The organism is Pseudomonas sp. 910_23, from assembly GCF_052850795.1.
Map to the genome: position 1 here is coordinate 101641 of NZ_VXCZ01000008.1, position 21619 is coordinate 123259.

At 59.4% G+C, this 21619-nt stretch carries 20 protein-coding genes; 9 read left to right on the forward strand and 11 right to left on the reverse strand.

All coding sequences use genetic code 11. The annotated features are described in order from the left end of the window. Window positions 1-31: 31 nt before the first annotated feature. Both trxA and FW800_RS12025 read right to left on the reverse strand, forming a co-directional pair. On the reverse strand, window positions 32-361 hold the full coding sequence (trxA, locus tag FW800_RS12020; RefSeq protein WP_032881181.1) for a thioredoxin TrxA: 330 nt from the start codon (window positions 359-361) through the stop codon (window positions 32-34). Between the two features lie 120 nt (window positions 362-481). Next, complete coding sequence (locus FW800_RS12025) at window positions 482-1177, reverse strand: FadR/GntR family transcriptional regulator (RefSeq protein ID WP_446437707.1); 696 nt, start codon at window positions 1175-1177, stop codon at window positions 482-484. A gap of 255 nt (window positions 1178-1432) precedes the next feature. Between FW800_RS12025 and FW800_RS12030 the strand changes: the two genes are divergently transcribed. The 4 genes from FW800_RS12030 to FW800_RS12045 are packed head-to-tail and all read left to right on the forward strand — an operon-like array spanning window position 1433 to window position 4272. After that, a complete protein-coding gene (locus tag FW800_RS12030; RefSeq protein WP_446437708.1) occupies window positions 1433-2218 on the forward strand; it encodes a transporter substrate-binding domain-containing protein in 786 nt (261 codons plus the stop codon). A gap of 14 nt (window positions 2219-2232) precedes the next feature. After that, window positions 2233-2901, forward strand: coding sequence for an amino acid ABC transporter permease (locus FW800_RS12035; protein WP_446437709.1), 669 nt, complete (start codon window positions 2233-2235; stop codon window positions 2899-2901). Next, window positions 2898-3548, forward strand: coding sequence for an amino acid ABC transporter permease (locus tag FW800_RS12040; RefSeq protein ID WP_032878807.1), 651 nt, complete (start codon window positions 2898-2900; stop codon window positions 3546-3548). The genes FW800_RS12035 and FW800_RS12040 overlap by 4 nt, the downstream gene beginning before the upstream one ends. Then, complete coding sequence (locus tag FW800_RS12045; protein ID WP_032878805.1) at window positions 3535-4272, forward strand: amino acid ABC transporter ATP-binding protein; 738 nt, start codon at window positions 3535-3537, stop codon at window positions 4270-4272. The genes FW800_RS12040 and FW800_RS12045 overlap by 14 nt, the downstream gene beginning before the upstream one ends. Here FW800_RS12045 and FW800_RS12050 read toward each other — a convergent pair. From FW800_RS12050 to FW800_RS12065, 4 genes are all read right to left on the reverse strand, one after another. Continuing rightward, window positions 4244-4822 carry a hypothetical protein gene (locus FW800_RS12050; RefSeq protein WP_446437710.1) on the reverse strand — a complete coding sequence of 193 codons (579 nt, stop codon included), beginning with the start codon at window positions 4820-4822 and terminating at the stop codon, window positions 4244-4246. The two genes, FW800_RS12045 and FW800_RS12050, sit on opposite strands and share 29 nt — an antisense overlap. Further along, a complete protein-coding gene (locus FW800_RS12055) occupies window positions 4788-7289 on the reverse strand; it encodes a fimbria/pilus outer membrane usher protein (RefSeq protein WP_446437711.1) in 2502 nt (833 codons plus the stop codon). The genes FW800_RS12050 and FW800_RS12055 overlap by 35 nt, the downstream gene beginning before the upstream one ends. A 7-nt stretch (window positions 7290-7296) precedes the next feature. Next, a complete protein-coding gene (locus FW800_RS12060) occupies window positions 7297-7926 on the reverse strand; it encodes a fimbria/pilus chaperone family protein (RefSeq protein WP_446437712.1) in 630 nt (209 codons plus the stop codon). Between the two features lie 178 nt (window positions 7927-8104). Next, window positions 8105-8752 (reverse strand): DUF1120 domain-containing protein, encoded by a 648-nt coding sequence (locus tag FW800_RS12065; RefSeq protein WP_078822608.1) that lies wholly within the window; start codon window positions 8750-8752, stop codon window positions 8105-8107. A 479-nt stretch (window positions 8753-9231) separates the two neighbouring features. Here FW800_RS12065 and ppx point away from each other — a divergent pair, with 479 nt between their 5' ends. The 3 genes from ppx (at window position 9232) to FW800_RS12080 (ending at window position 12906) form a co-directional block, all read left to right on the forward strand. Continuing rightward, the gene (gene ppx, locus FW800_RS12070) at window positions 9232-10734 is read left to right on the forward strand and encodes an exopolyphosphatase (protein ID WP_005792416.1); all 1503 of its coding nucleotides are present in this window, start codon (window positions 9232-9234) and stop codon (window positions 10732-10734) included. Window positions 10735-11302: 568 nt separating this feature from the next. Further along, the gene (locus tag FW800_RS12075) at window positions 11303-12544 is read left to right on the forward strand and encodes a hypothetical protein (RefSeq protein ID WP_446437713.1); all 1242 of its coding nucleotides are present in this window, start codon (window positions 11303-11305) and stop codon (window positions 12542-12544) included. Window positions 12545-12606: 62 nt separating this feature from the next. Then, window positions 12607-12906 (forward strand): hypothetical protein, encoded by a 300-nt coding sequence (locus FW800_RS12080; protein WP_446437714.1) that lies wholly within the window; start codon window positions 12607-12609, stop codon window positions 12904-12906. 139 nt (window positions 12907-13045) lie between these two features. Here the strand turns inward: FW800_RS12080 and ppk1 are convergent, their stop codons facing one another. Both ppk1 and hemB read right to left on the reverse strand, forming a co-directional pair. Further along, window positions 13046-15268, reverse strand: a complete 2223-nt coding sequence (gene ppk1, locus FW800_RS12085) for a polyphosphate kinase 1 (RefSeq protein ID WP_005792418.1) — start codon at window positions 15266-15268, stop codon at window positions 13046-13048. 18 nt (window positions 15269-15286) lie between these two features. Then, entirely contained in the window at window positions 15287-16300 is a 1014-nt protein-coding gene (hemB, locus tag FW800_RS12090; RefSeq protein WP_005792419.1) for a porphobilinogen synthase, read from the reverse strand. A 208-nt stretch (window positions 16301-16508) separates the two neighbouring features. Here hemB and FW800_RS12095 point away from each other — a divergent pair, with 208 nt between their 5' ends. Further along, window positions 16509-17144 carry a DedA family protein gene (locus FW800_RS12095; RefSeq protein ID WP_032881179.1) on the forward strand — a complete coding sequence of 212 codons (636 nt, stop codon included), beginning with the start codon at window positions 16509-16511 and terminating at the stop codon, window positions 17142-17144. On the opposite strand, the gene FW800_RS12100 is transcribed toward FW800_RS12095, so the two are convergent. Beyond that, window positions 17125-18360: a sterol desaturase family protein gene (locus FW800_RS12100; RefSeq protein ID WP_446437715.1), complete on the reverse strand. Its 1236-nt coding sequence runs from the start codon at window positions 18358-18360 to the stop codon at window positions 17125-17127. The two genes, FW800_RS12095 and FW800_RS12100, sit on opposite strands and share 20 nt — an antisense overlap. Before the next feature lie 115 nt (window positions 18361-18475). Between FW800_RS12100 and elbB the strand changes: the two genes are divergently transcribed. Then, window positions 18476-19141, forward strand: a complete 666-nt coding sequence (elbB, locus tag FW800_RS12105) for an isoprenoid biosynthesis glyoxalase ElbB (protein WP_446437716.1) — start codon at window positions 18476-18478, stop codon at window positions 19139-19141. Window positions 19142-19185: 44 nt separating this feature from the next. On the opposite strand, the gene FW800_RS12110 is transcribed toward elbB, so the two are convergent. Together FW800_RS12110 and FW800_RS12115 are read right to left on the reverse strand one after the other, a co-directional pair. Beyond that, window positions 19186-19641, reverse strand: coding sequence for a YaiI/YqxD family protein (locus FW800_RS12110; protein WP_446437717.1), 456 nt, complete (start codon window positions 19639-19641; stop codon window positions 19186-19188). A gap of 1 nt (window position 19642) precedes the next feature. Next, window positions 19643-21538, reverse strand: coding sequence for an FTR1 family protein (locus FW800_RS12115; RefSeq protein ID WP_223017770.1), 1896 nt, complete (start codon window positions 21536-21538; stop codon window positions 19643-19645). Between the last annotated feature and the right edge of the window lie 81 nt (window positions 21539-21619).

Genomic DNA, 21619 nt, shown 5'->3' on the forward strand with positions numbered 1-21619 from the left:
CCCGAGATTTTCGGGGCTTTTTTGACGACGCTTAGATGTTCGCGTCGAGGAATGCAGCCAGTTGCGACTTGGACAGCGCGCCAACCTTGGTGGCCTCGACGTTGCCGTTCTTGAACAGCATCAGGGTCGGAATACCACGCACGCCGTGCTTGGCCGGGGTTTCCTGGTTTTCGTCGATGTTCAGTTTGGCAATGGTCAGTTTGCCTTCGTAGGTGGTTGCAATGTCGTCCAGAACCGGAGCGATCATTTTGCAAGGGCCGCACCATTCAGCCCAGTAGTCAACCAGCACCGGGCCAGCAGCCTTGAGTACTTCGGCCTCAAAGGTCGCGTCGGTGACGTGCTTGATAAGATCGTTGCTCATGGATGTCTCCGGATTGTAAGCAAAAAAAACGTTGCCCATCATAGCTGCCCTTCCCTCGTTCAGGAAGCCGCCTCTGATTGAGTCTTGCTATGGCGTTGCATGAGTGGGGATATAGCCAACTCATGGCGTCACGGCAGTCACAAACACGATGCCTGTTCGCAACGCCGCATTGCGAACGTGTTCCTGCATGGTTTTCTGCGCTGCCGCACTGCTGCGCCGGGCCAAGGCGCGCAGGATTTTGCGATGCTCCTGCCAGGTCTCCATGGCTCGCTCCGGCCGGATGAACGGTAGTTTCTGGCTCTCCAGAAACACCTCGGCGCTGGCACTGAGAATACTCACCATGGCCTGGTTGCCGCTGGCCAACAGGATGCGCTGGTGAAATTCAAAGTCCAGCCGGGCGGCGGCTTCGAAGTCACCCGCTTTGAGGACCTTGCGCATCGCCTCGACATTGTCTTCCAGGCTATCGAGCTCGTTCGTGGTCAATGTGACTGCCGCCAAACCCGCAGCGAACCCTTCAAGCGCGTAACGCAGCTGGAAGATGTCCAGCGGTGTGGCCTGCGCCGCAAACGGCCAGGCGAGCTCGGATGGCGGGTCCGGCGCCAGCACGAACACGCCCTTGCCCGGCTGCACACTGACCACACCCAATGCGCTCAAGGACGATAAGGCCTCGCGCAACGACGCCCGGCTCACGCCCAACCGTATCGCCAAATCGCGTTGCGAAGGCAATGCGTCGCCCGGCCCGAAGCCTTGCTCCTTGATCAGTTTGCGGATGGCTTGCAAGGCCGCTTCCGGTACGGCTTGGGCAATGGAATTCATAAAAAACTCAAGGTTCCCGTCAGCTGAAGAGCTAGTTGTAAAGCTATTGAAGTCTGTCGGCAAGCCACGCCCCAAAGGGGCCCGTGCGTTTTTTACGGCGCTCGAAAAGGGTGCGAAAAATCTCGCAACTGTTCAGACCAGTAAGACCATGGCACTTCAACGAATCCGTGCCTTACAGACCATTCCGAGAGAGCTGGCATGGGCTGTGCACTGAGCAAACTCAGAAAATTCCTTCGCCTTTTTCGGAGAGTTGCCATGACCAAGCGCTACAGCGCCCTGCTCACTGCCCTGTTTGCCAGCCTGATGCTGAGCCAGGCACCCGCCCAGGCTGATGGTCTGGACGATATCGTCGCCCGTGGCACCCTCAAGGTCGCCGTGCCCCAGGACTTCCCGCCGTTTGGTTCGGTCGGCCCCAACATGCAGCCACGTGGCCTGGACATCGACACCGCCAAGCTGCTGGCCGACCAGCTCAAGGTCAAGCTGGAACTGACCCCGGTCAACAGCACCAACCGCATTCCGTTCCTTACCACCGGCAAGGTGGACCTTGTGATCTCCAGCCTGGGCAAAAACCCCGAACGCGAAAAGGTCATTGATTTCTCCAAGGCTTACGCGCCGTTCTACCTCGCGGTGTTCGGCCCACCCGAGGCGGCAATCAGCACGATCGACGACCTCAAGGGCAAGACCATCAGCGTAACCCGCGGCGCCATCGAAGATATCGAACTGACCGCCGTGGCGCCCAAGGAAGCCACGATCAAGCGCTTTGAGGACAACAACTCAACCATCGCCGCTTACCTGGCCGGCCAGGTCGACCTGATCGCCAGCGGCAACGTGGTCATGGTCGCAATCAGCGAACGCAACCCCAAACGCGTCCCCGCGCTGAAGGTGAAGCTCAAGGATTCGCCGGTGTACGTAGGCGTGAACAAGAACGAGCCGGCGTTGCTGGAGAAGGTCAACCAGATCCTGGTTGCGGCCAAGGCGGACGGCAGCCTGGAAAAAAACGCGCTGCAGTGGCTCAAAGAACCGCTGCCTGCTGACCTCTGAAGCGGAGTTGAACGATGGCCTATCAATTCGACTTTGTGCCGGTGCTGGCCAATACCGACCTGCTGCTGCGCGGCGCGTTGTTTACCCTTGAACTGACGGCCATCGGCGCCATCCTTGGGGTTGCACTGGGCACCGTCGGTGCCGTGGTGCGGGCGTGGAAGATCCAGCCGTTTGCATGGATTTTTGGTGTGTATGTCGAATTGATCCGCAACACGCCGTTTCTGGTGCAGTTGTTCTTTATTTTCTTCGGCCTACCGTCCCTGGGGTTGAAAATCACCGAGTGGCAAGCCGCTGTGCTGGCAATGGTGATCAACCTGGGGGCGTACTCCACCGAGATCATCCGCGCCGGGATCCAGGCCATCCCGCGCGGGCAATTGGAAGCCGCCGCCGCGCTGGCGATGACGCGCTTCGAAGCGTTCCGTCACGTGGTACTGCTACCGGCGCTGGGCAAGGTGTGGCCGGCCCTGAGCAGCCAGATCATCATTGTGATGCTCGGTTCGGCGGTGTGTTCGCAGATCGCCACCGAAGAATTGAGCTTTGCCGCCAACTTTATCCAGTCGCGTAATTTCCGTGCCTTTGAAACCTATGCCCTGACCACCCTGGTGTACCTGTGCATGGCGCTGATGATTCGCCAACTGCTCAACTGGTTCGGCCGGCGGTTTGTGATGAGGAACAGTCGATGAGTGAGTTCACCCTCTGGGACATCGTGCGCAACCTGCTCACTGGCCTGCAGTGGACCCTGCTGCTGTCACTGGTAGCATTTGTGGGCGGTGGCCTGATCGGCCTGCTGGTGATGACGATGCGCATCAGCCGCAAAGCTTTCCCACGCAATATTGCCCGCACCTATATCGAACTGTTCCAGGGCACGCCCTTGCTGATGCAGTTGTTCCTGGTGTTTTTCGGCGTTGCCCTGCTTGGCGTGGACATATCGCCCTGGCTGGCAGCTGCAATCGCATTGACCCTGTTCACCAGCGCTTACCTGGCCGAAATCTGGCGCGGTTGCGTGGACTCCATCGCCCATGGCCAATGGGAAGCCTCGGCCAGTCTGGCCCTGAACCCTTTTGAGCAACTGCGTTTTGTGATCCTGCCCCAAGCGCTGCGCATTGCCGTTGCGCCAACGGTGGGTTTCTCGGTGCAGGTGGTCAAAGGCACCGCCGTGACCTCGATCATCGGCTTCACCGAACTGACCAAGACCGGCGGCATGCTCGCCAACGCCACCTTCGAGCCGTTTATGGTCTACGGCTTGGTGGCCCTCGGTTATTTCCTGCTCTGCTACCCCTTGTCCCTCAGTGCGCGCTACCTGGAAAGGAGACTGCATGCCTCTGCTTAGAATTTCCGCCCTGCATAAGTATTACGGCGATCATCACGTCCTCAAGGGCATCGACCTGACGGTGGAAGAAGGCCAGGTTGTGGCGATCATCGGCCGCAGCGGCTCGGGCAAGTCCACCTTGCTGCGTACCCTCAATGGCCTGGAGTCGATCAATGACGGTGTGATCGAAGTCGATGGCGAATACCTTGATGCCGCCCGCGCCGACCTGCGCAGCCTGAGGCAGAAAGTCGGCATGGTGTTCCAGCAGTTCAACCTGTTCCCGCACCTGAGCGTCGGCGAAAACGTGATGCTGGCACCGCAAGTGGTGCAAAAAGTGCCCAAGGCCAAAGCGGTACAGTTGGCCAGGCAAATGCTCGAACGCGTTGGGCTGGGCGAGAAGTTCGACGCCTTCCCCGATCGGCTGTCCGGTGGTCAGCAGCAGCGGGTCGCCATTGCCCGCGCGCTGGCCATGTCACCCAAGGTGCTGTTGTGCGATGAGATTACCTCGGCCCTGGACCCGGAGTTGGTCAATGAGGTGCTCAGCGTGGTGCGTCAACTGGCCCAGGACGGCATGACGCTGATCATGGTCACCCACGAAATGCGCTTTGCCCGGGAAGTTGGCGACAAAGTGGTGTTCATGCACCAAGGCAAAGTGCATGAAACCGGCGACCCGAAGGTGTTGTTTGCCAACCCTGGTACCGTAGAGCTCGCCAACTTCATTGGCTCGGTTGAACAGCCGGGCTGACCAGTTCAAAAATGCCCCGTGCCTCCAGGTGCGTCTCCCTGCGCACCGACAAGGCATCGAAGGGCAATTGGGTATCGATATCGACCTGGGCGGTGAGTCGCCGCCCTACCACCGGCATCCCTACTGCTCGAGCCACCAAAACCTGGCCGGGCAACAACTGGCCTCCGTCCGCCTCACCTGGCACGTGGCCGGCCGACCACCCGACGGTACGCCCATCTACCTGGGCATGCTTGATACTCAGCCGCAAATGCCCCTCGCGACCGAACCGAAATCCCTGCCCATCGGCTGCCGCGCCAACAAAACGCAACGCCATGGCCGCAGGCTCGGCGCAGAGTACATTGACACTCAACGAGCGGGTTGCCAGTACCACGGTAGTGGTTTCAACCAGGCCATCCCTGCGTATCTGGCCATAGTCGATACGCGGCTGGCCCAGCGACAGGTGGCAGTTTTCAGCCATCGCATCAAGCGGCGCCAGCAGTGTGCAAAACAGCGCCAAGGGCGGGCTCAGGGCCTTTTTAATCACCTCGGCATACCGCCGACGCGGCTTCATAAAATTTGTCATTGTCAGGCTTGGCCTCAGAGTCAATGTGCAGTAGGCAAGTGGAAGAGTCCGGCAATGAAACCCGCAAGCTTTGCGACTCCGTAACGTCGTTGAGGAAAATCATGCCCTCACCTACTACGCTGGTGAGAAAGCGGTTGCCCTTGCCCAATACCGAGGCGCCCTGAGGTAACGGTCGGCCGTGCTGATCGCTCGCAGTCACCAGCATTCGGCGTACTTTCACTACGTCAAAATCCACGGTATTGAACGAACCTCGGCCCGCCGTAAGCACTTGGGTGCCGTTTTTCAGGTCCACTCGTTTGGGCAAGGATTGAGTCTGCACTTCGACTCGGCTGTTGGTGTAGGCCGGCAAGCCCGCGATCACCGCTTGGCCGTTGAAGTCGGTCCAGACAGGGCCTTGCGGCGTCTGGATTTTTGCGGAGCCGATATCGCCGACCGAGACGATGCCGAACGTGTCTTGCACGCTATAAGGCGATAAGGTCACCCCGCCTTCATGCGCCACTGCACCGCCCCGCAACTGCCCGGTATAGCTGGTGCCCAGGGAATCGCGGCTGACGCCCAGGCCCACTTGGGTATAGCGCGGCAACAGGTCCACCCGCCCGCGCACTGACTGCTCCCGGGCCCGCATGTCACGCTCGATGCCGACTTCGTAATTCACATACTCGTTGACCCTTTCGCTGAGCGCGGTACCCGCAGTGAAGTGGTCCCCACGGCGGCTCGTGAAGCTGCTCACACGCCGATCCCCGCCCAGCGGCACGCTGACCTGCAACCGCAAGGACAAGTCGTGATCCAAGGCACTGTCACGCCGGCTGCCATCCAGTGGGGCGTCTCGGCGGGCCCGCGTACCGCCCACTTGCGAGTCCGCGATAAATGCGACATCGACGCGACCGAACGACTTATTCCAGGAGGCGAATACGTGCTCGCTCGTCTGCCCGCCAAATTGAGCACTGCGAGTGTAGTTCAGCGAAAATATGCCCAGTGTGGGGTCGGCCCAGCTCATGCCCGCGGTGTATTGGTTCTTGAAGTGCGAGTTCAGCTCATCGCCCCTGAGCGACCGACCTGCCTCAGTGACCTCGCGATAACCGCGCGTCTGGGTGGTTGCACTTAAGTTGACATCTAGATCGGCAACCAGTGGGCTACTCACGGAGACGCTGCTGCGTGACCCGGACACCGCGTTGTGGCTGTCTCGGGACAGGTTATGTCGTGCGCTCACAGAGATCCGCTGGAAAAATACACTGCTCAGAGTGCCACCTGCGGCCCAATAGTCATCGGTACTCAACAAGCCAAAACCCGCAGACGCATCGCGCCCCAGCCCCCAGGTGCCACTGCCCATGGCGACCACCGGTGATGGCCCCTCTTCACCTGCAGTTTTGCGCAGCTGGCCAATCGAAAAGTAATAGCCCGGCGCCGATGGGGCAGCACCCGCGAACGAAGCCGCCGGCACGACAAAACTGCGCCTGGCGCCACGCACGTCAATCACACTGACATCAAGGTCACTGGTGCCATTGAGCAGCGGTACCCCAGTCAACCGAAACGGCCCTTCGGGCACCAATGTACTGTGGATCAACACCCCGGACTGGCGCACTTCAACTCGCGACTGGCTTTGGGCCAGGCCTTCGACCACCGCATTATTGCCGCCCGCCGGGGCCCTGGACTGCCCATCAGGGGAGAACTGCAAGCCGGACAGCTGGATCCCGCCAAACAGCGGGTTATTACTGGAGAGCTGGCCCACCTGGAAGGTCGACTGCAACGCGGCGATATCCCGTTGGGCATAGGCATGCAAGTGCTCGGTACGGGTATGGCCGTTGTCGGACACATAGAACTGGCGACTGCGAACAATCCAGTCATCCAGGTTGAAGCCCGCTTCGGTATAGGCCGACACGAACCGGGTCGGGCCGCTACGCGAGTGGCTGTCATAACCCAGTACGTCATAGTTGAACAACGCGGCCGCGCCGCCCCGGGAAGAACGCCCGCTCTCCCATTCGGGTTCACGCAAAGCCTGGGTCGGCACCACCAGCGCCACTTCGTCAGTACCGGGGCGCAAGCGCACCATGGTCGCCGGGAACGCACCGAGGAAGTCATGACACGCCTGGTCGGGTGTGGCGCCTTCTCGAATGATCTCCCGAGGCTTTACCAACCCCGCCTTCTCCAGCAATCCGGGAGTGAAACACAGCCCTCCCTGCGAATCGAACCGAGCATCAACCAGCCCAAGGGGGTTGCCATTGACGCGCAATCCCACCACTTGAATACCTTCACGAAAGCGCGCCGCACTGCGAAAGTAATCGGAGACCTGGGGGTCTATGCCGTGGGTCGTCAGCGCAGCCAGGTCAAATCCCTCACCAAGCTCCAGCGCAGCCGTCATGCCAGGCAAACCCCATAGCGCCGTGAGCCCAATGAACAATCTGGATTTGCAGGGCCGGAACGGGCCAGCAATACCGCGCGCCGAAGAAACGATCATGAACCGATCAACGCGCATCTGTGTTGACCGGTGCACGGTAGCTATCTACCGAAAATCCATAGACCGTGGCGGGTTGAATCTCAACCTGCGCCACATCGCTCAAAGCACCGTCAACCTTCAACGCCAATGCCTCACCTGGCAAAACATAGGTGCGCGGCAGTGTGGCTTGAACGCCTTGTGGAAGCAGCTGCACATCCGGCGCCAGGCGCACGACGTAAGCGCTGTCGTTGTGGACGGTGAGTCGCTCTGCGACCCGTTCCCACCTCAGCAGCTCCCACGGCGCTTGGTGGCGTGGCAAGTCTTTGGGATGCAGGATCAACGGCAGATTCTGCCGAAGAGTGATACCGATGGTCGCACCGTCCGCGGCACGCGCCTGGGGAATGCCCTCAAAAGATACGCGCTTGAGCCGTTGGGTCTTGAGCGGCTGCTTCAACGTGCTGATGAAACGCACCAGTTGCGTATCCCCCGCTTCCACACGGGTAATGGGAGGCGTGACAATCAGTAGCGGCTCCAGATCTTCAGGCACGTTTTCAATAACAGAATGAAGCAACGCCGGCCCTGCATCGGTGTTCTTGATATTGATCGAGGCTTCGCCAACTTCTTCGTAAAGCACGACCACAGTTGTTTCCGGCAACATCCCGTCCGCCGTAGCAACCACACTGAAAAACACACTCCATAGCCACGTAAGACTTATTAAAAAAACACGCACTCAATATTACCCACAACTTATGAAGTTGACGTTTGGCCATCCAACGCCCAAAGAAAAACAGCCAACAAGAAAGGGTTGGCTTTCTTGATCGGCTGCTTTCGGTTGTTTAGATGTAACTCAATACAAGCGTGGCGCGCCCATCTATGGAGATGTCGCGGCTCAGGTCCAAGTCCTGGGCCTTGTTGATCACTGCTTTCACCGCCACCGTGGCGGTCAGCTGGCTAATAGCGGCAGGGGTGACGGTCACGCTATTACGCCAGGAGTACTGGCTGGGCGATTGGGCAACCCTGCCGTCGCTGTTCTGCCAGGCACCGAGCCCGGTGCGCATGATCGGAAACAACGTTGTTCCGGTAGAGCGGAGGTCCCTGAGGGTGACCGAATAGCCACCAGTGCGCCGGGACGCTGCCATCCCCAGACCGAAATTCTGCGCTTCGGAAAAGCCCGCCCCCAGGATGCCTGCCACCTTGCTCCCCGCTTGCAGATCGGTAAAGGTGAGCCCGAACCTGGCAGGCGTAGTGCCGCAGTTGATAACCAGAGACGTGGTCCTCTCTTCACGGGGGTTGAATGCCGTGCGAGACAATTCGCCGGAGCGAATAGTGCCGTAGTCGATGATGCCACTGCCCGCCAGGCTGAGGTTGCACGCTGCAGGCGTGATCGTCCCCCTGACGACTAACTGGGCGCTCGTGTTTGCCTGAACCTGCAGGGTCGCAGCCAGACATGCGATGCCGAAAGTCAATCCAATAATTTTTTTCATGTTCGTCCTGTCGCTTGAAGTTAGCAGGCGCTCTTTATTTTGGTTTTGGCGACTCCTTCGCCCAACAGCTTATTGTCCCTGATACAAAAACTATAAATAAATAACACCCCGGCAGAATTGCCGAGTGACAGTCTGGCGCGTAGATGCCCGGATAAAAAATCAGACAGCACGGTATTTATTGTAGGCTCCCGCCAGCATAAAAATTACTTTAACCTATCGACCTTGTAGTCTTGAGCAAGATATAGAACAGCATATAGTCCCACTCACTGTAGGAGAAATTATCTAAACACTTACAACTGCATCCGGTTAAAACGTCTTACATCGTCGGAAAGTTTGTTTGCTGGAAACTTGCGAAGCAGCCCTGAACTTTCCAAAATTTTCCTACAGACCACATCGGGAAAATTACCGAAGCACAACGCGTTGGCTCCAGCGGTCGATCGTGGCACGATGGCAAGGTTATCGACCGAGATCCCCAAACCATGCCGCAATCCCAAGCCAAGAATCTGTCCTTGATCGCCGCCATCGACCTGGGCTCCAACAGCTTTCACATGGTCGTGGCCAAGGCCCAGAACGGCGAGATCCGCATCCTTGAGCGGCTCGGCGAAAAAGTGCAACTGGCCGCCGGGATCGACGACGAGCGCAAGCTCAATGAAGAATCCATGCAGCGCGGGCTCGACTGCCTCAAGCGATTTGCGCAATTGATCAATGGCATGCCGCCTGGCGCCGTACGCATCGTCGGCACCAACGCGTTGCGCGAAGCCCGAAACCGCAATGAGTTTATCCATCGTGCCGAGGAAATCCTCGGGCACCCGGTGGAAGTTATCTCTGGCCGTGAAGAGGCGCGCCTGATCTACCTCGGTGTGTCCCACACACTGGCCGACACGCCCGGCAAACGCCTGGTGGCGGACATTGGTGGCGGCAGTACCGAGTTCATCATCGGCCAGCGTTTCGAGCCACTGCTGCGTGAAAGTCTGCAGATGGGATGCGTGAGTTTCACTCAACGTTACTTCAAGGACGGCAAGATCACGCCGGCGCGCTATGCCCAGGCTTACACGGCGGCGCGGCTGGAGATCATGAGCATTGAACATGCCCTGCACCGCCTGACCTGGGATGAAGCCATCGGCTCGTCCGGCACCATCCGCGCCATCGGCCTGGCCTTGAAGGCTGGCGGCCATGGCACTGGCGAGGTGAATGCCGAAGGTCTGGCGTGGCTCAAGCGCAAGCTGTTCAAGCTGGGGGATGCGGAGAAAATCGACTTCGACGGCATCAAACCTGATCGACGCGCCATTTTCCCTGCGGGCCTGGCGATTCTCGAAGCCATCTTCGACGCCCTCGAACTGCAACGCATGGACCACTGTGACGGCGCCCTGCGCGAAGGCGTGCTCTATGACCTGCTGGGCCGTCATCACCATGAAGACGTGCGCGAGCGCACCCTCAGCTCGCTGATGGAGCGCTACCACGTCGATCTGGAACAAGCCGCCCGTGTGGAGCGCAAAGCCTTGCACGCTTTCGACCAGGTGGCCGCCGATTGGGACCTGGAAGACGGCGTCTGGCGCGAGCTGCTGGGCTGGGCCGCCAAGGTGCATGAAGTGGGCCTGGACATCGCCCACTACCATTACCACAAGCACGGCGCCTACCTGATCGAGCACTCGGACCTGGCTGGGTTCTCCCGCGAAGACCAACAGATGCTCGCGCTGCTGGTGCGCGGCCATCGCCGCAATATTCCCAAGGACAAATTTGCCGAATTCGGCAAAGACGGCATCAAGCTGATTCGCCTGTGCGCGCTGTTGCGCTTTGCAATCCTGTTCCACCACATTCGTGGCACCCAGGAAATGCCCCAGGTAAAACTGCGCGCTGCTGATGACAGCCTGGAAGTGATCTTCCCCAAGGGCTGGCTGGATGAAAACCAGCTGACCCAGGCGGACTTCGCCCAGGAAGCGGAATGGCTGACGCGGGTGGGGTTCAGCCTGAACCTGCGCTGAATAGAATCTAAAGCACACCGCAACAGGCGCTAGTATCGACCGGCACCGTTTCTATTCGCCGCAGGCGCCTGCCGGCCAAGCGTATCGTATGGTTGGGTGCGGGTGGCTGGCTTATACGGCTGACCGTTTCCCGGACTACGCTCAAGAAGCGCCCGGATCTTCCCGCCCATTGGTATGCGTGCCTGATCGAGTATTCGATAGACGACAAGCCCCACACCTGTCAGACCTCATTGATTGACGCCAAACGTTACCCTGTCCATCAGGTGGCACGGCATACGGGTTGCGCCGCAAGGCCTAATCGTCCTCTGGTGGCTCAAGCGATGACCAACGCGCTACGGATCTGCCCGCTGAAACACTAGGTACTATTCCTAAGCGGCTGGTAGAACTGCGTACCCAGGCCCAACACTTCATGTTGCCGTCCTCTACGTGCCAATCAGTGGTACATACCTGTCAATTATGACAGTTGTACACGTCTGCGGATTAAGTTCCACTGCGTCTTAGACCTCATGCGTAACAGGTAGTAGCGCAGAGAACCTACATACCGTACCGCTCCAGGGAAGGGTTCACGATGAAATCATCCGTTATGATCATTCTAGGATTTGGCCTCTACGCTACTGGCTTGAGCGTTGCTCATGCAGCTGCATGGGTGCCGTTTTCCGCAACCGCAGGTGCGCAATGCGCACCGGTCGACATCAATAATACCGGCATTACAGCGGGTAATTGCCGACCGGCCAGCACTACCGCCAACAATGTCGCATGGGTAGCCGACGGTGCCGCACACGGTGCTCAGAGCGCACTGACCTCATTGGCGAGCGGGCAACCTTGTAGTGCTTCTGCATTGTCCAATAACGGAAAAGTGATGGGTAACTGTAACGACGCCAGCAACTCTAATTTTGGAGTGGTCTGGACTGCGACATCCCCAGCCGTCGCGCCCATAAAGCTGGATTCGCTACCCGCAACGCTGTTAATACCCCTGCTGCGCCCCAAAGATGTCGCCACCAATGCCGTAGCGATCAACGATCGAGGTGACGTGGCAGGTTCAAGCCTGGATGCCGACAACCAGGGAACCGCAGTATTTTATGCCAATGGCAGCGGCACCCCTGAACGCGTGTCCAATTGGGGGGACAATTGCGCCGTTGCGGATGTTAACTTGCCCACTACTGGCACCCCGCAGCTCGCTCTCAATTGCCCCAACAATGCTGGTAACACCACTGCTCGGGTCGCGGAAAAAAATGGGGTGTCCTATAGCATGACTGATCTGGCACTGCCCACCGGCGCCAGCTATTGCACGGTCACCCGTGCTATTAATGCCTCCAGCTTCGTCGGAACATGCATTTATCCCAACTCGGCAGTGAACGTGACGAAAAGTGCATTCTGGAGCAACAAGACTGCTGCGCCGGCAGTCCTGTCGCTCTCTTCTGGTTCCAAAAACATGGCCCTCGGTATTAACGAGGCCGGCCGAGTGTTGGTCTCCCAATCCACCGTAGATGGCCGAAATCAGTACATGATGTGGCTGCCTTCGCCGTTACCCATCCCGATCATCGCGATCATTCCTTTACCAACTGGTAGCGCATGGGGAGAAGCAGGCGCGATTACCAGTGGTGAAATCGTCGCGCTGAATGTTCTCAATAGTGACCAATACTCACAGGGTTGCACGTGGACGCAATCGGCAGGAACCGTCTGCTTGCTACCGATTAGCGGAGGCAAAAACAGCGAAATTAGAGCCGTTTCCAAAAACGGTGCCTACATGACGGGCATGGTCCTGAACGCCACGCAAACTGCAATCGCTGTTACTACGACGTTACCCTGATAGCAACGATGGTGAGTAAACGAAATCTTTGCACTGCTGGTTGCACTAAAAGGAGTTCACAGATGAAACACACAATGGTAATCACCGGTTTCCTATGCAGCTGGGGCGTTTTCCTGGCTGTTGTGCCAGACGCTGCGCAGGCCAGAGGATTTCACAGCGGCACATTTTACCCAGGCGGCAGTTGGAGCGATGACCCAGGCCCGCGCTTTATAGAAGATTGGTTCGCATCGGAAGAAAAAGAACCAACCCCTGTGAATGCCACTTCTGTTAAAGAAGCCAACGGAACTACCCCCGATTGTCAATATGGATACCGATGGGCACGCGCGCGTCCTGATGACCCCATCACAAAGATTTCTTGCTAAGTCTCACTAACCACCAAGGGCCGAGGGGCTGACGCGCATGGGATTCGGCCTGAACCTGCGCTGAGCCGATCTAAAGAACACCGAAATACAAATGTGGGAGGGGGTAAGCCCCTCCCACATTTTTAGACTTTGCCGGGTTTTAGTTCACCGCAAGAATCGGGCTACCCAACTTCTCCAGCAACGTCGCCTGCGCGCTGCGCGGGTTCTGGTTGCCGGTCGGGGTGTTGCGTACATAACGCCCGTCCGACTGCAGGCTCCAGCTATGGGTGTTGTCAGTGAGGTAGCTTTCCAGCTCCTTCTTGACCCGCATGATCAGCTTCTTGCCTTCCACCGGGAAGCAGGTCTCCACACGCTTATCGAGGTTGCGTTCCATCCAGTCGGCGCTGGAGAGGAACATCTGCTCTTCACCACCGTTGAGGAAGTAGAACACACGGGTGTGCTCCAGGAAGCGGCCGATGATCGAGCGCACGTGGATGTTATGCGACACGCCGACAATACCCGGGCGCAGGCAGCACATGCCACGCACCACCAGATCGATGCGCACGCCCGACTGGCTGGCCTTGTACAGCGCGCGGATGATCTTCGGATCGGTCAGCGAGTTGAACTTGGCGATGATGTGCGCCGGCTTGCCATCGAGGGCAAACTGGGTCTCGCGGGCAATCATGTCGAGCATGCCCTTCTTGAGGGTGAACGGCGCGTGCAGCAGCTTTTTCATGCGCAAGGTCTTGCCCATGCCGATGAGCTGGCTGAACAACTTGCCGACGTCTTCGCACAGTGCGTCGTCGGATGTCAGCAGGCTGTAGTCGGTGTAGAGCTTGGCGTTGCCGGCGTGGTAGTTGCCGGTGCCCAAGTGGGCGTAGCGCACGATCTCCCCGGCCTCGCGGCGCAGGATCAACATCATCTTGGCGTGGGTCTTGAAGCCGACCACGCCGTAGATCACCACCGCACCGGCGGCTTGCAGACGGCTGGCCAGTTGCAGGTTGGACTCTTCGTCAAAGCGCGCACGCAACTCGATCACCGCGGTGACTTCCTTGCCGTTACGCGCAGCATCCACCAACGCATCGACGATTTCCGAGTTGGCGCCACTGCGGTAGAGGGTCTGGCGCACGGCCAGAACATGCGGGTCCTTGGCGGCCTGGCGCAGCAGGTCGACCACTGGGGTGAACGACTCGAAGGGGTGCAGCAATAGAATGTCCTGCTTGCTCACAACACTGAAGATGTTCTCGCTGTTTTGCAGCAGTTTCGGGATCTGTGGCGTGAACGGCTTGTATTGCAGCTCCGGATGGCTGTCCAGGCCGGTAATGCTGAACAGGCGCGTCAGGTTCACCGGGCCGTTGACCTGATACAACTCGGATTCGGCGAGGTTGAACTGCTTGAGCAGGTAGTCCGACAGGTGTTTAGGGCAGGTATCCGCCACTTCCAGACGCACCGCATCGCCATAACGCCGCGAGAACAGCTCGCCACGCAGGGCGCGAGCCAAGTCTTCGACGTCTTCGGAATCCAGTGCCAGGTCGGCGTTACGGGTCAGGCGGAACTGGTAGCAGCCCTTGACCTTCATGCCCTGGAACAGGTCATCGGCGTGGGCGTGGATCATCGACGACAGGAATACATAGTTGTCGCCAGCCCCCCCTACCTCTTCCGGTACCTTGATGATGCGTGGCAACAGACGCGGGGCCGGGATAATCGCCAGACCCGAATCGCGACCGAAGGCATCGATACCTTCAAGCTCGACGATGAAGTTGAGGCTCTTGTTCACCAGCAGTGGGAACGGGTGCGTAGGGTCCAGGCCGATGGGGGTAATGATCGGCGAAATCTCGTCCCGGAAGTAACGGCGCACCCAGGTCTTGATCTTGGCGGTCCAGTGACGACGACGAATGAAGCGGACCTGATGCTTTTCCAGTTCCGGCAGCAGGATGTCGTTGAGGATTGCGTACTGGCGGTCCACATGACCATGTACCAGCTCACTGATGCGCGCCAACGCCTGGTGCGGTTGCAGGCCGTCGGCCCCGGCTTGTTCACGGGCGAAGGTGATCTGCTTCTTGAGGCCGGCAACGCGAATCTCGAAAAACTCATCCAGGTTGCTGGAGAAGATCAGCAGGAATTTCAGCCGCTCCAGCAACGGGTAGGACTCATCCAGCGCCTGCTCCAGCACGCGGATGTTGAATTGCAGTTGTGACAACTCGCGATGGATGTACAGGCTGCTGTCATCCAGGTTGGTGACCACGGCCACCGGTGCCGGCGCAGGTGCTTCGGCAACCACCGCTGGCGGGGCAGGCTCCAGCTCCGGCGGGGTCTGGGAAACTTGTTCAACCACCGGGTGAGCGTCTTTTACGGCAACTTCGGAGAGTCCTTCGGTATTCATCGAGTGTTCCTGTGAGGGCTATTGTTGCTCTCTAAGCAATTGGGCAGCGCGGGCGGCGAAGTAGGTCAGAATGCCATCAGCGCCGGCACGTTTAAAGGCAGTCAGGGATTCGAGGATCACCCCTTCACTCAACCAACCATTCTGGATCGCCGCCATATGCATGGCGTATTCACCGCTGACCTGATAGACAAAGGTCGGCACTTTGAATTCCTCTTTGACCCGATAAAGGATGTCCAGGTACGGCATCCCGGGCTTGACCATCACCATATCGGCGCCTTCGGCCAGGTCGGCCGCCACTTCGTGCAGCGCTTCCTGGCTATTGGCCGGGTCCATCTGGTACGAAGCCTTGTTGGCCTTGCCCAGGTTCAGCGCCGACCCCACCGCATCGCGAAAGGGGCCGTAATAGGCGCTGGCGTATTTGGCCGAGTAGGCCATGATTCGTACATTGACGTGACCGGCCAGCTCAAGGGCTTCGCGAATCGCCTGGATACGCCCGTCCATCATGTCCGACGGCGCAACCACCTGGGCGCCCGCCGCTGCGTGCGACAAAGCCTGCTTGACCAGTGCATCGACGGTGATGTCGTTCTGAACATAACCCTCTTCGTCAAGAATGCCATCCTGGCCGTGCGTGGTGAACGGGTCCAACGCCACGTCAGTGATCACCCCAAGCTCCGGGAAGCGCTCGCGCAGGGCACGGGTGGCGCGCTGCGCGATCCCTTGCGGGTTCCAGGCTTCGGCGGCGTCCAGAGACTTGAGCTGCGGTGGGGTCACCGGAAACAGCGCCAGTGCCGGGATCCCCAGTTCGACCCAACCGGCCGCCTCGATCAGCAACTGATCAATGGTCAAACGCTCCACACCCGGCATCGAGGCGACTGCTTCCCGACGATTTTCACCGTCGAGCACAAAAACCGGCAGGATGAGATCGTTCGTCGTCAGTACATTTTCACGTACCAGGCGGCGAGAAAAATCATCACGACGATTGCGACGCAGACGAGTGGCGGGGAACAGGCGATTGGCAGGGGTAAAGCTCACGACAGACTCCTGAGCCCGCGTTTACGGGCGAGCGTTGCAGTTATAAGCGGCCATTATGACGAAGGAATGACAGTTGTGCTTATCGATGCGACCTGTAGTCGCATTCGTCATTTATGTAGGAATTGTTCACTTCGTGACACATCTCGATACTTTCATGAATCTTCGTGAAGGCGTAGGCTGCGCGTTCATTTCGCCAGCACCCCAGACCATGCTTCAACAATTTCTGCATGACTTCGGCTACTTTGCCCTCTTTCTCGGCACATTTTTCGAAGGCGAGACCATCCTCGTACTCGCAGGCTTCCTGGCGTTTCGTGGCTACATGGATATCAACCTGGTGGTGGTCGTTGCCTTTTTTGGCAGCTATGCCGGCGACCAGCTTTGGTACTACATGGGGCGCAAGCACGGCCGCAAGCTGCTGGCACGCAAGCCGCGCTGGCAGTTGATGGGCGACAAGGCACTGGAGCATATCCGCAAGCACCCGGATATCTGGGTACTGAGCTTTCGCTTTGTCTACGGGTTGCGCACGGTGATGCCCGTGGCGATCGGCCTGTCCGGTTACCCGCCGATGCGCTACCTGATCCTCAACGGTATTGGTGCGGCGATCTGGGCCGCTGCACTGGGGGCTGCGGCCTATCATTTCGGTGCGGTGCTGGAAGGTATGCTCGGCAGCGTCAAGAAGTACGAGCTATGGGTACTGGGCGCCTTGCTGGTGCTGGGTTTTGGCCTGTGGCTGCGACGTCGCTTCAAGAATGCTCGCATCGCCCGCCAAGCGTGTGCCGAGGCCAAGGCGCGACAGGCTGTCGAGCAAGCCTCGGTCGAAACGCCTAAGACGCCAACCGAGTAAAACGGCCTCTGCAACAGTAGAGACCAATCACGCTGAGCAGGCTGTAGCTCGCCAGGCCCAGCCAGGCGAGAGGGCTGGCAGGCCACAAGCCGACCAGCGGCGCCAGCCATACCAACGGCAGGTTCAGCGCCAGGCGCGCCATCTCGGCCTTCAACGCCCATGGGCGATTCTCCAGTGCCACCCCCAACGTAAACAGGCCCAGGGCCATCGCGCCCCAGCCGAGCACCAACGCCGCCGTAGGCAGGCCCTCACCGAAATTCATCAGATAACTGCCAAAGCCCACATAAGCAGCAAATTGCAAGGCGATGTAGACCTGCTGCCGCGCATCCAAAGGCACTTCGAACTTGCGAAACTGGCTCAGGTCCGGCTTGGCTATCGGGTATTTGGCTTTGACGTCCGCCGGGCGCCAGCCGGTGCGCATGAACCAGATGCGCAACTTGTCCCACCAGCTTTCGGTGCGCCGGGCGTCACTCCATAATTGCGCATAAAACTGCAGGTTGGCCCACAACGGGTTCCAACTGGCCAGGGGTGTGGTTACCCCAAAGATCACCGGCTCGTTGTCGTCTTCCTCTTGAAAAGTACCGAACAGCCGGTCCCAAATAATGAACACCCCGCCGTAGTTACGATCCATGTAGAGAGCATTCTGTGCGTGGTGGGCACGATGATTGGACGGCGTCACGAAGAACCACTCAAACCAGCCCAGCTTGGGAACGTGGCGGGTATGGACCCAGAATTGATACAACAGGTTGAGCGAAGCCACGCTGATAAACACCACCAGCGGCACGCCGACCACAGCCAGAGGCAGGTAGAAGATCCAGCTCAGCAGAAAACCGGTGCTGGTCTGGCGCAAGGCGGTGGTGAGGTTGTAGTCCTCGCTCTGGTGATGCACCGAATGCGCGGCCCACAGGATATTGCGCTCATGGCCCATGCGATGCAGCCAGTAATAGCAGAAGTCATAGAACACAAAGGCGAACACCCAGGTCCAGGCACTCTGGGTCGACAGCTCGATGAGCGCCAGGTGCTTGAGGGCGAACGCGTAGGTCAACAGGCCCACGCCCTTGGTCAGCAAACCGGTCGTGGTGGACAGCACACCGGTGCTGAGGCTGTTGATGGCGTCCGCTACTCGGTAGTTGCGTGCACCGCGCCAACGGTCGGCCAGCAGCTCCACAACGATCAGGGCGATAAAAAACGGTACTGCGTAAGGCACAAAGTCCATGGGCTAGTCCGGTCTATTTTTGTTACATCAAGATTAGGTGCAGCGACGTGAGATCCCATTGGCAACAGGTTACAAATTAGTAGACATTTAACGCCATGAATCAGGAGAAATGCCCATGAGCAAAAAGATTGCAGTGATCCTTTCCGGCTGTGGCGTATACGACGGCGCAGAGATCCACGAGAGCGTGATCACCCTGCTGCGCCTGGACCAGCGCGGCGCTCAAGTGGAATGCTTTGCACCCGACATTGCGCAATTGCACGTGATCAACCATCTCACCGGCGAAGAAATGCCCGAGTCGCGCAATGTGCTGGTGGAGTCTGCGCGTATCGCCCGGGGCGCAGTGAAGGATATTGGCCAAGCCAATGCCGCCGACTTCGACGCCCTGATCGTGCCCGGCGGGTTTGGCGCCGCGAAGAACCTGTCGAACTTCGCCGTGGAGGGCGCCAGCTGCAGCGTCAACCCGCAGGTGCTGGAGCTGGCTGAAGCGTTCGCCGAAGCAGGCAAGCCGGTGGGGTTGATCTGCATCTCTCCGGCCCTGGCCGCGAAGATCTACGGCCCTGGCGTGACCTGCACCATCGGTAACGATGCAGACACAGCGGCTGCCCTGGACAAGATGGGCGCCACGCACCACGAATGCACGGTGGAAGATATCGTCGAGGACAAGGCGCGCAAGCTGGTCAGTACGCCGGCGTATATGCTCGGCAAGAACATCAGTGAAGTGGCGTCAGGGATCAACAAGTTGGTGGATCGGGTGCTGGAGTTGACCCACGAGAACGACTGACGGATAGGCACCTGTGGCGAGGGAGCTTGCTCCCTCGCCACAGGTCAGGCTAGGCGCATAAGACGTGTAAGGATTCGGTCCAGGGCATTGGCAAACGCCTGCTTATCCTTCTCGCCATGGGGCGGTGGTCCGCCGCCCATCTGACCTTGCTCACGCAGGTCGGTGAACAGGTTGCGCACCGCCAGGCGCTCACTCATGTTCGCAGGGCTGAACTCCTTGCCTCGCGGATCGAGGGCCGTGACGCCCTTCTTCACCAGCCGATCGGCCAAGGGCACGTCACTGCAAATCACCAGTTCGCCGGGTACGGCGTGCTCAACCAGGTAATCATCGGCCGCGTCGGGGCCACTGGGCACCACGATCAGCTTCACACAGGAAAAGCTCGGCTTGATCTGGCTCTGCCCGGCCACCAGCACCACCTCGAACTGGCGCTTGAGGGCAAACTTCACTACCTGATCCTTGGCCGCCCGAGGGCAGGCGTCGGCGTCGATCCATACCCGCATGCTACGCCGCCGCCCGGCGCTTCTCGGTCAGCCGGCTGCGGCCATACAGCACCACAATCGCCAGGATCGCCACAGCCTGCGCGCCCAACGAATACGCATCGGCATGAATGCCCAGCCAGTCGAAGTCAAAGAACGCCACCGGCCGCGTGCCGAAGATGCCCGCCTCCTGCAAGGCCTTGACACCGTGCCCGGCGAACACCACCGACAGCGCGCACAGCAACGCAGCGTTGATGCCGAAGAACAGCGCCAACGGCAACTTCGCCGAGCCACGCAGGATCACCCAGGCCAGGCCCACCAGCAGCACCAGCGCAGTGGCACCACCGGCCAGCACCGCGTTGTGCCCGGCAGGGCCGGCCTGCAGCCACAGGGTTTCGTAGAACAGGATCACTTCGAACAGCTCGCGATAAACCGAGAAGAACGCCAGCACGGCAAAACCGAAACGGCCGCCGCCGCCCACCAGGCTGCTCTTGATGTAATCCTGCCAGGCCGCCGCGTGACGCCGGTCGTGCATCCACACGCCGAGCCATAGCACCATCACGCTGGCGAACAGCGCCGTGCAGCCTTCGAGCAGTTCTCGCTGAGCCCCGCTGACGTCAATCACATACGCCGCCAAGGCCCACGTAGCCAAGCCTGCCAACAGCGCCAGGCCCCAACCGACGTTGACGCTGCGAACCGCCGACTGCTGGCCGGTGTTACGCAGGAAGGCGAGGATCGCCGCTAGCACCAGAATCGCTTCCAGGCCTTCGCGCAACAGGATCAGCAGGCCAGAGATATAGCTCAATGACCAGCTCAGGCCATCGCCGCCCAGCAAGCCGGCGGATTCAGTGAGTTTGCCTTTGGCAACGTCCAGACGCTGCTGCACCTGCTCCATAGGCAAACCATCCTGCAACGATTGCCGATAGGCCATCAGGGCCTTCTCGGTGTCTTTGCGCACATTGGCGTCGACGTTATCCAGGGAGCTTTCCACCAGCTCGAAGCCTTCCAGGTAGGCAGCGACGGACAAATCATAGGCCTGCTCGTGGTCGCCGTTGCGGAAAGCCGCGAGGCTCTTGTCCAGCGTGGCGGCCGTGTAGTCGAGCAACTGCGCGGGACCACGTTGAACCTGTGGCGGCTGAGCACGCTGGGCGCGGAACGTCGCCGCAGCGCCAGGGCCGTCAGCGGCGAGCACTTCATTGGGGGTCTGGCGCGCCAGGTCGGCGAGGTTGAACGCCTGCTCGCTTTTGGCGGCAGCCGGGTCGGCGGTGAAACCGGCGATATAGGTCGCCAGGTCCCAGCGCTGGCGATCGTCCAGTTGGTCAGCGAACGACGGCATATCAGTGCCTTCGACACCCAGGCCGAGGGTGTTGTAGATCGCATACAGGCTCAAGCGATCCAGGCGCGTGGCGTCACGCAGATTAGCGGGGGGCGGCGTCATGCCCATGCCAGCCGGACCATCACCGGCGCCGACAGTGCCGTGGCACACCGAACAATGCTGGGCATAAAGCGGCGCGCCGCGTGTCGGGTCCGGCGTGATGGCCGGTGCTTGGCTAACTTCATACGCCACGGCCAGCTTGGCGCCCAACTGACGAGCCTGGCGGGCCACGCTCGCGCCGTCCTGATGGGCGGTGACCGCCGCCAGCAATTCATTAACGCCGCTTATCAACTCAGCGCGCTCGGGTTTGTCGGGCAGATCAGCCACCAAACCCTGCAGCACTCCGAGAAACTCCACCTGCTCGCGGTATTCCGAGTCGTCTACCACCTTGCCTGCCTCTACCGTAGGCGGGTAGTCGGCGCCGATGTAATCCAGCAAATGCAGGGCCTGTGGCGCGCCTTCGGCGGTCGCGGCCAAGAGATTGAAGCTGCACGACATCAGCGCCGGCAACAGCAGCCACGCAAGAAAGCGGAAAGGGGCAGTCATGAATGAATCTCAAGTGGAAATACGAAGTAACACTATTGTTGAGCTTTAATGAATTCGACTCAAGGTGTTATTTCATATCAC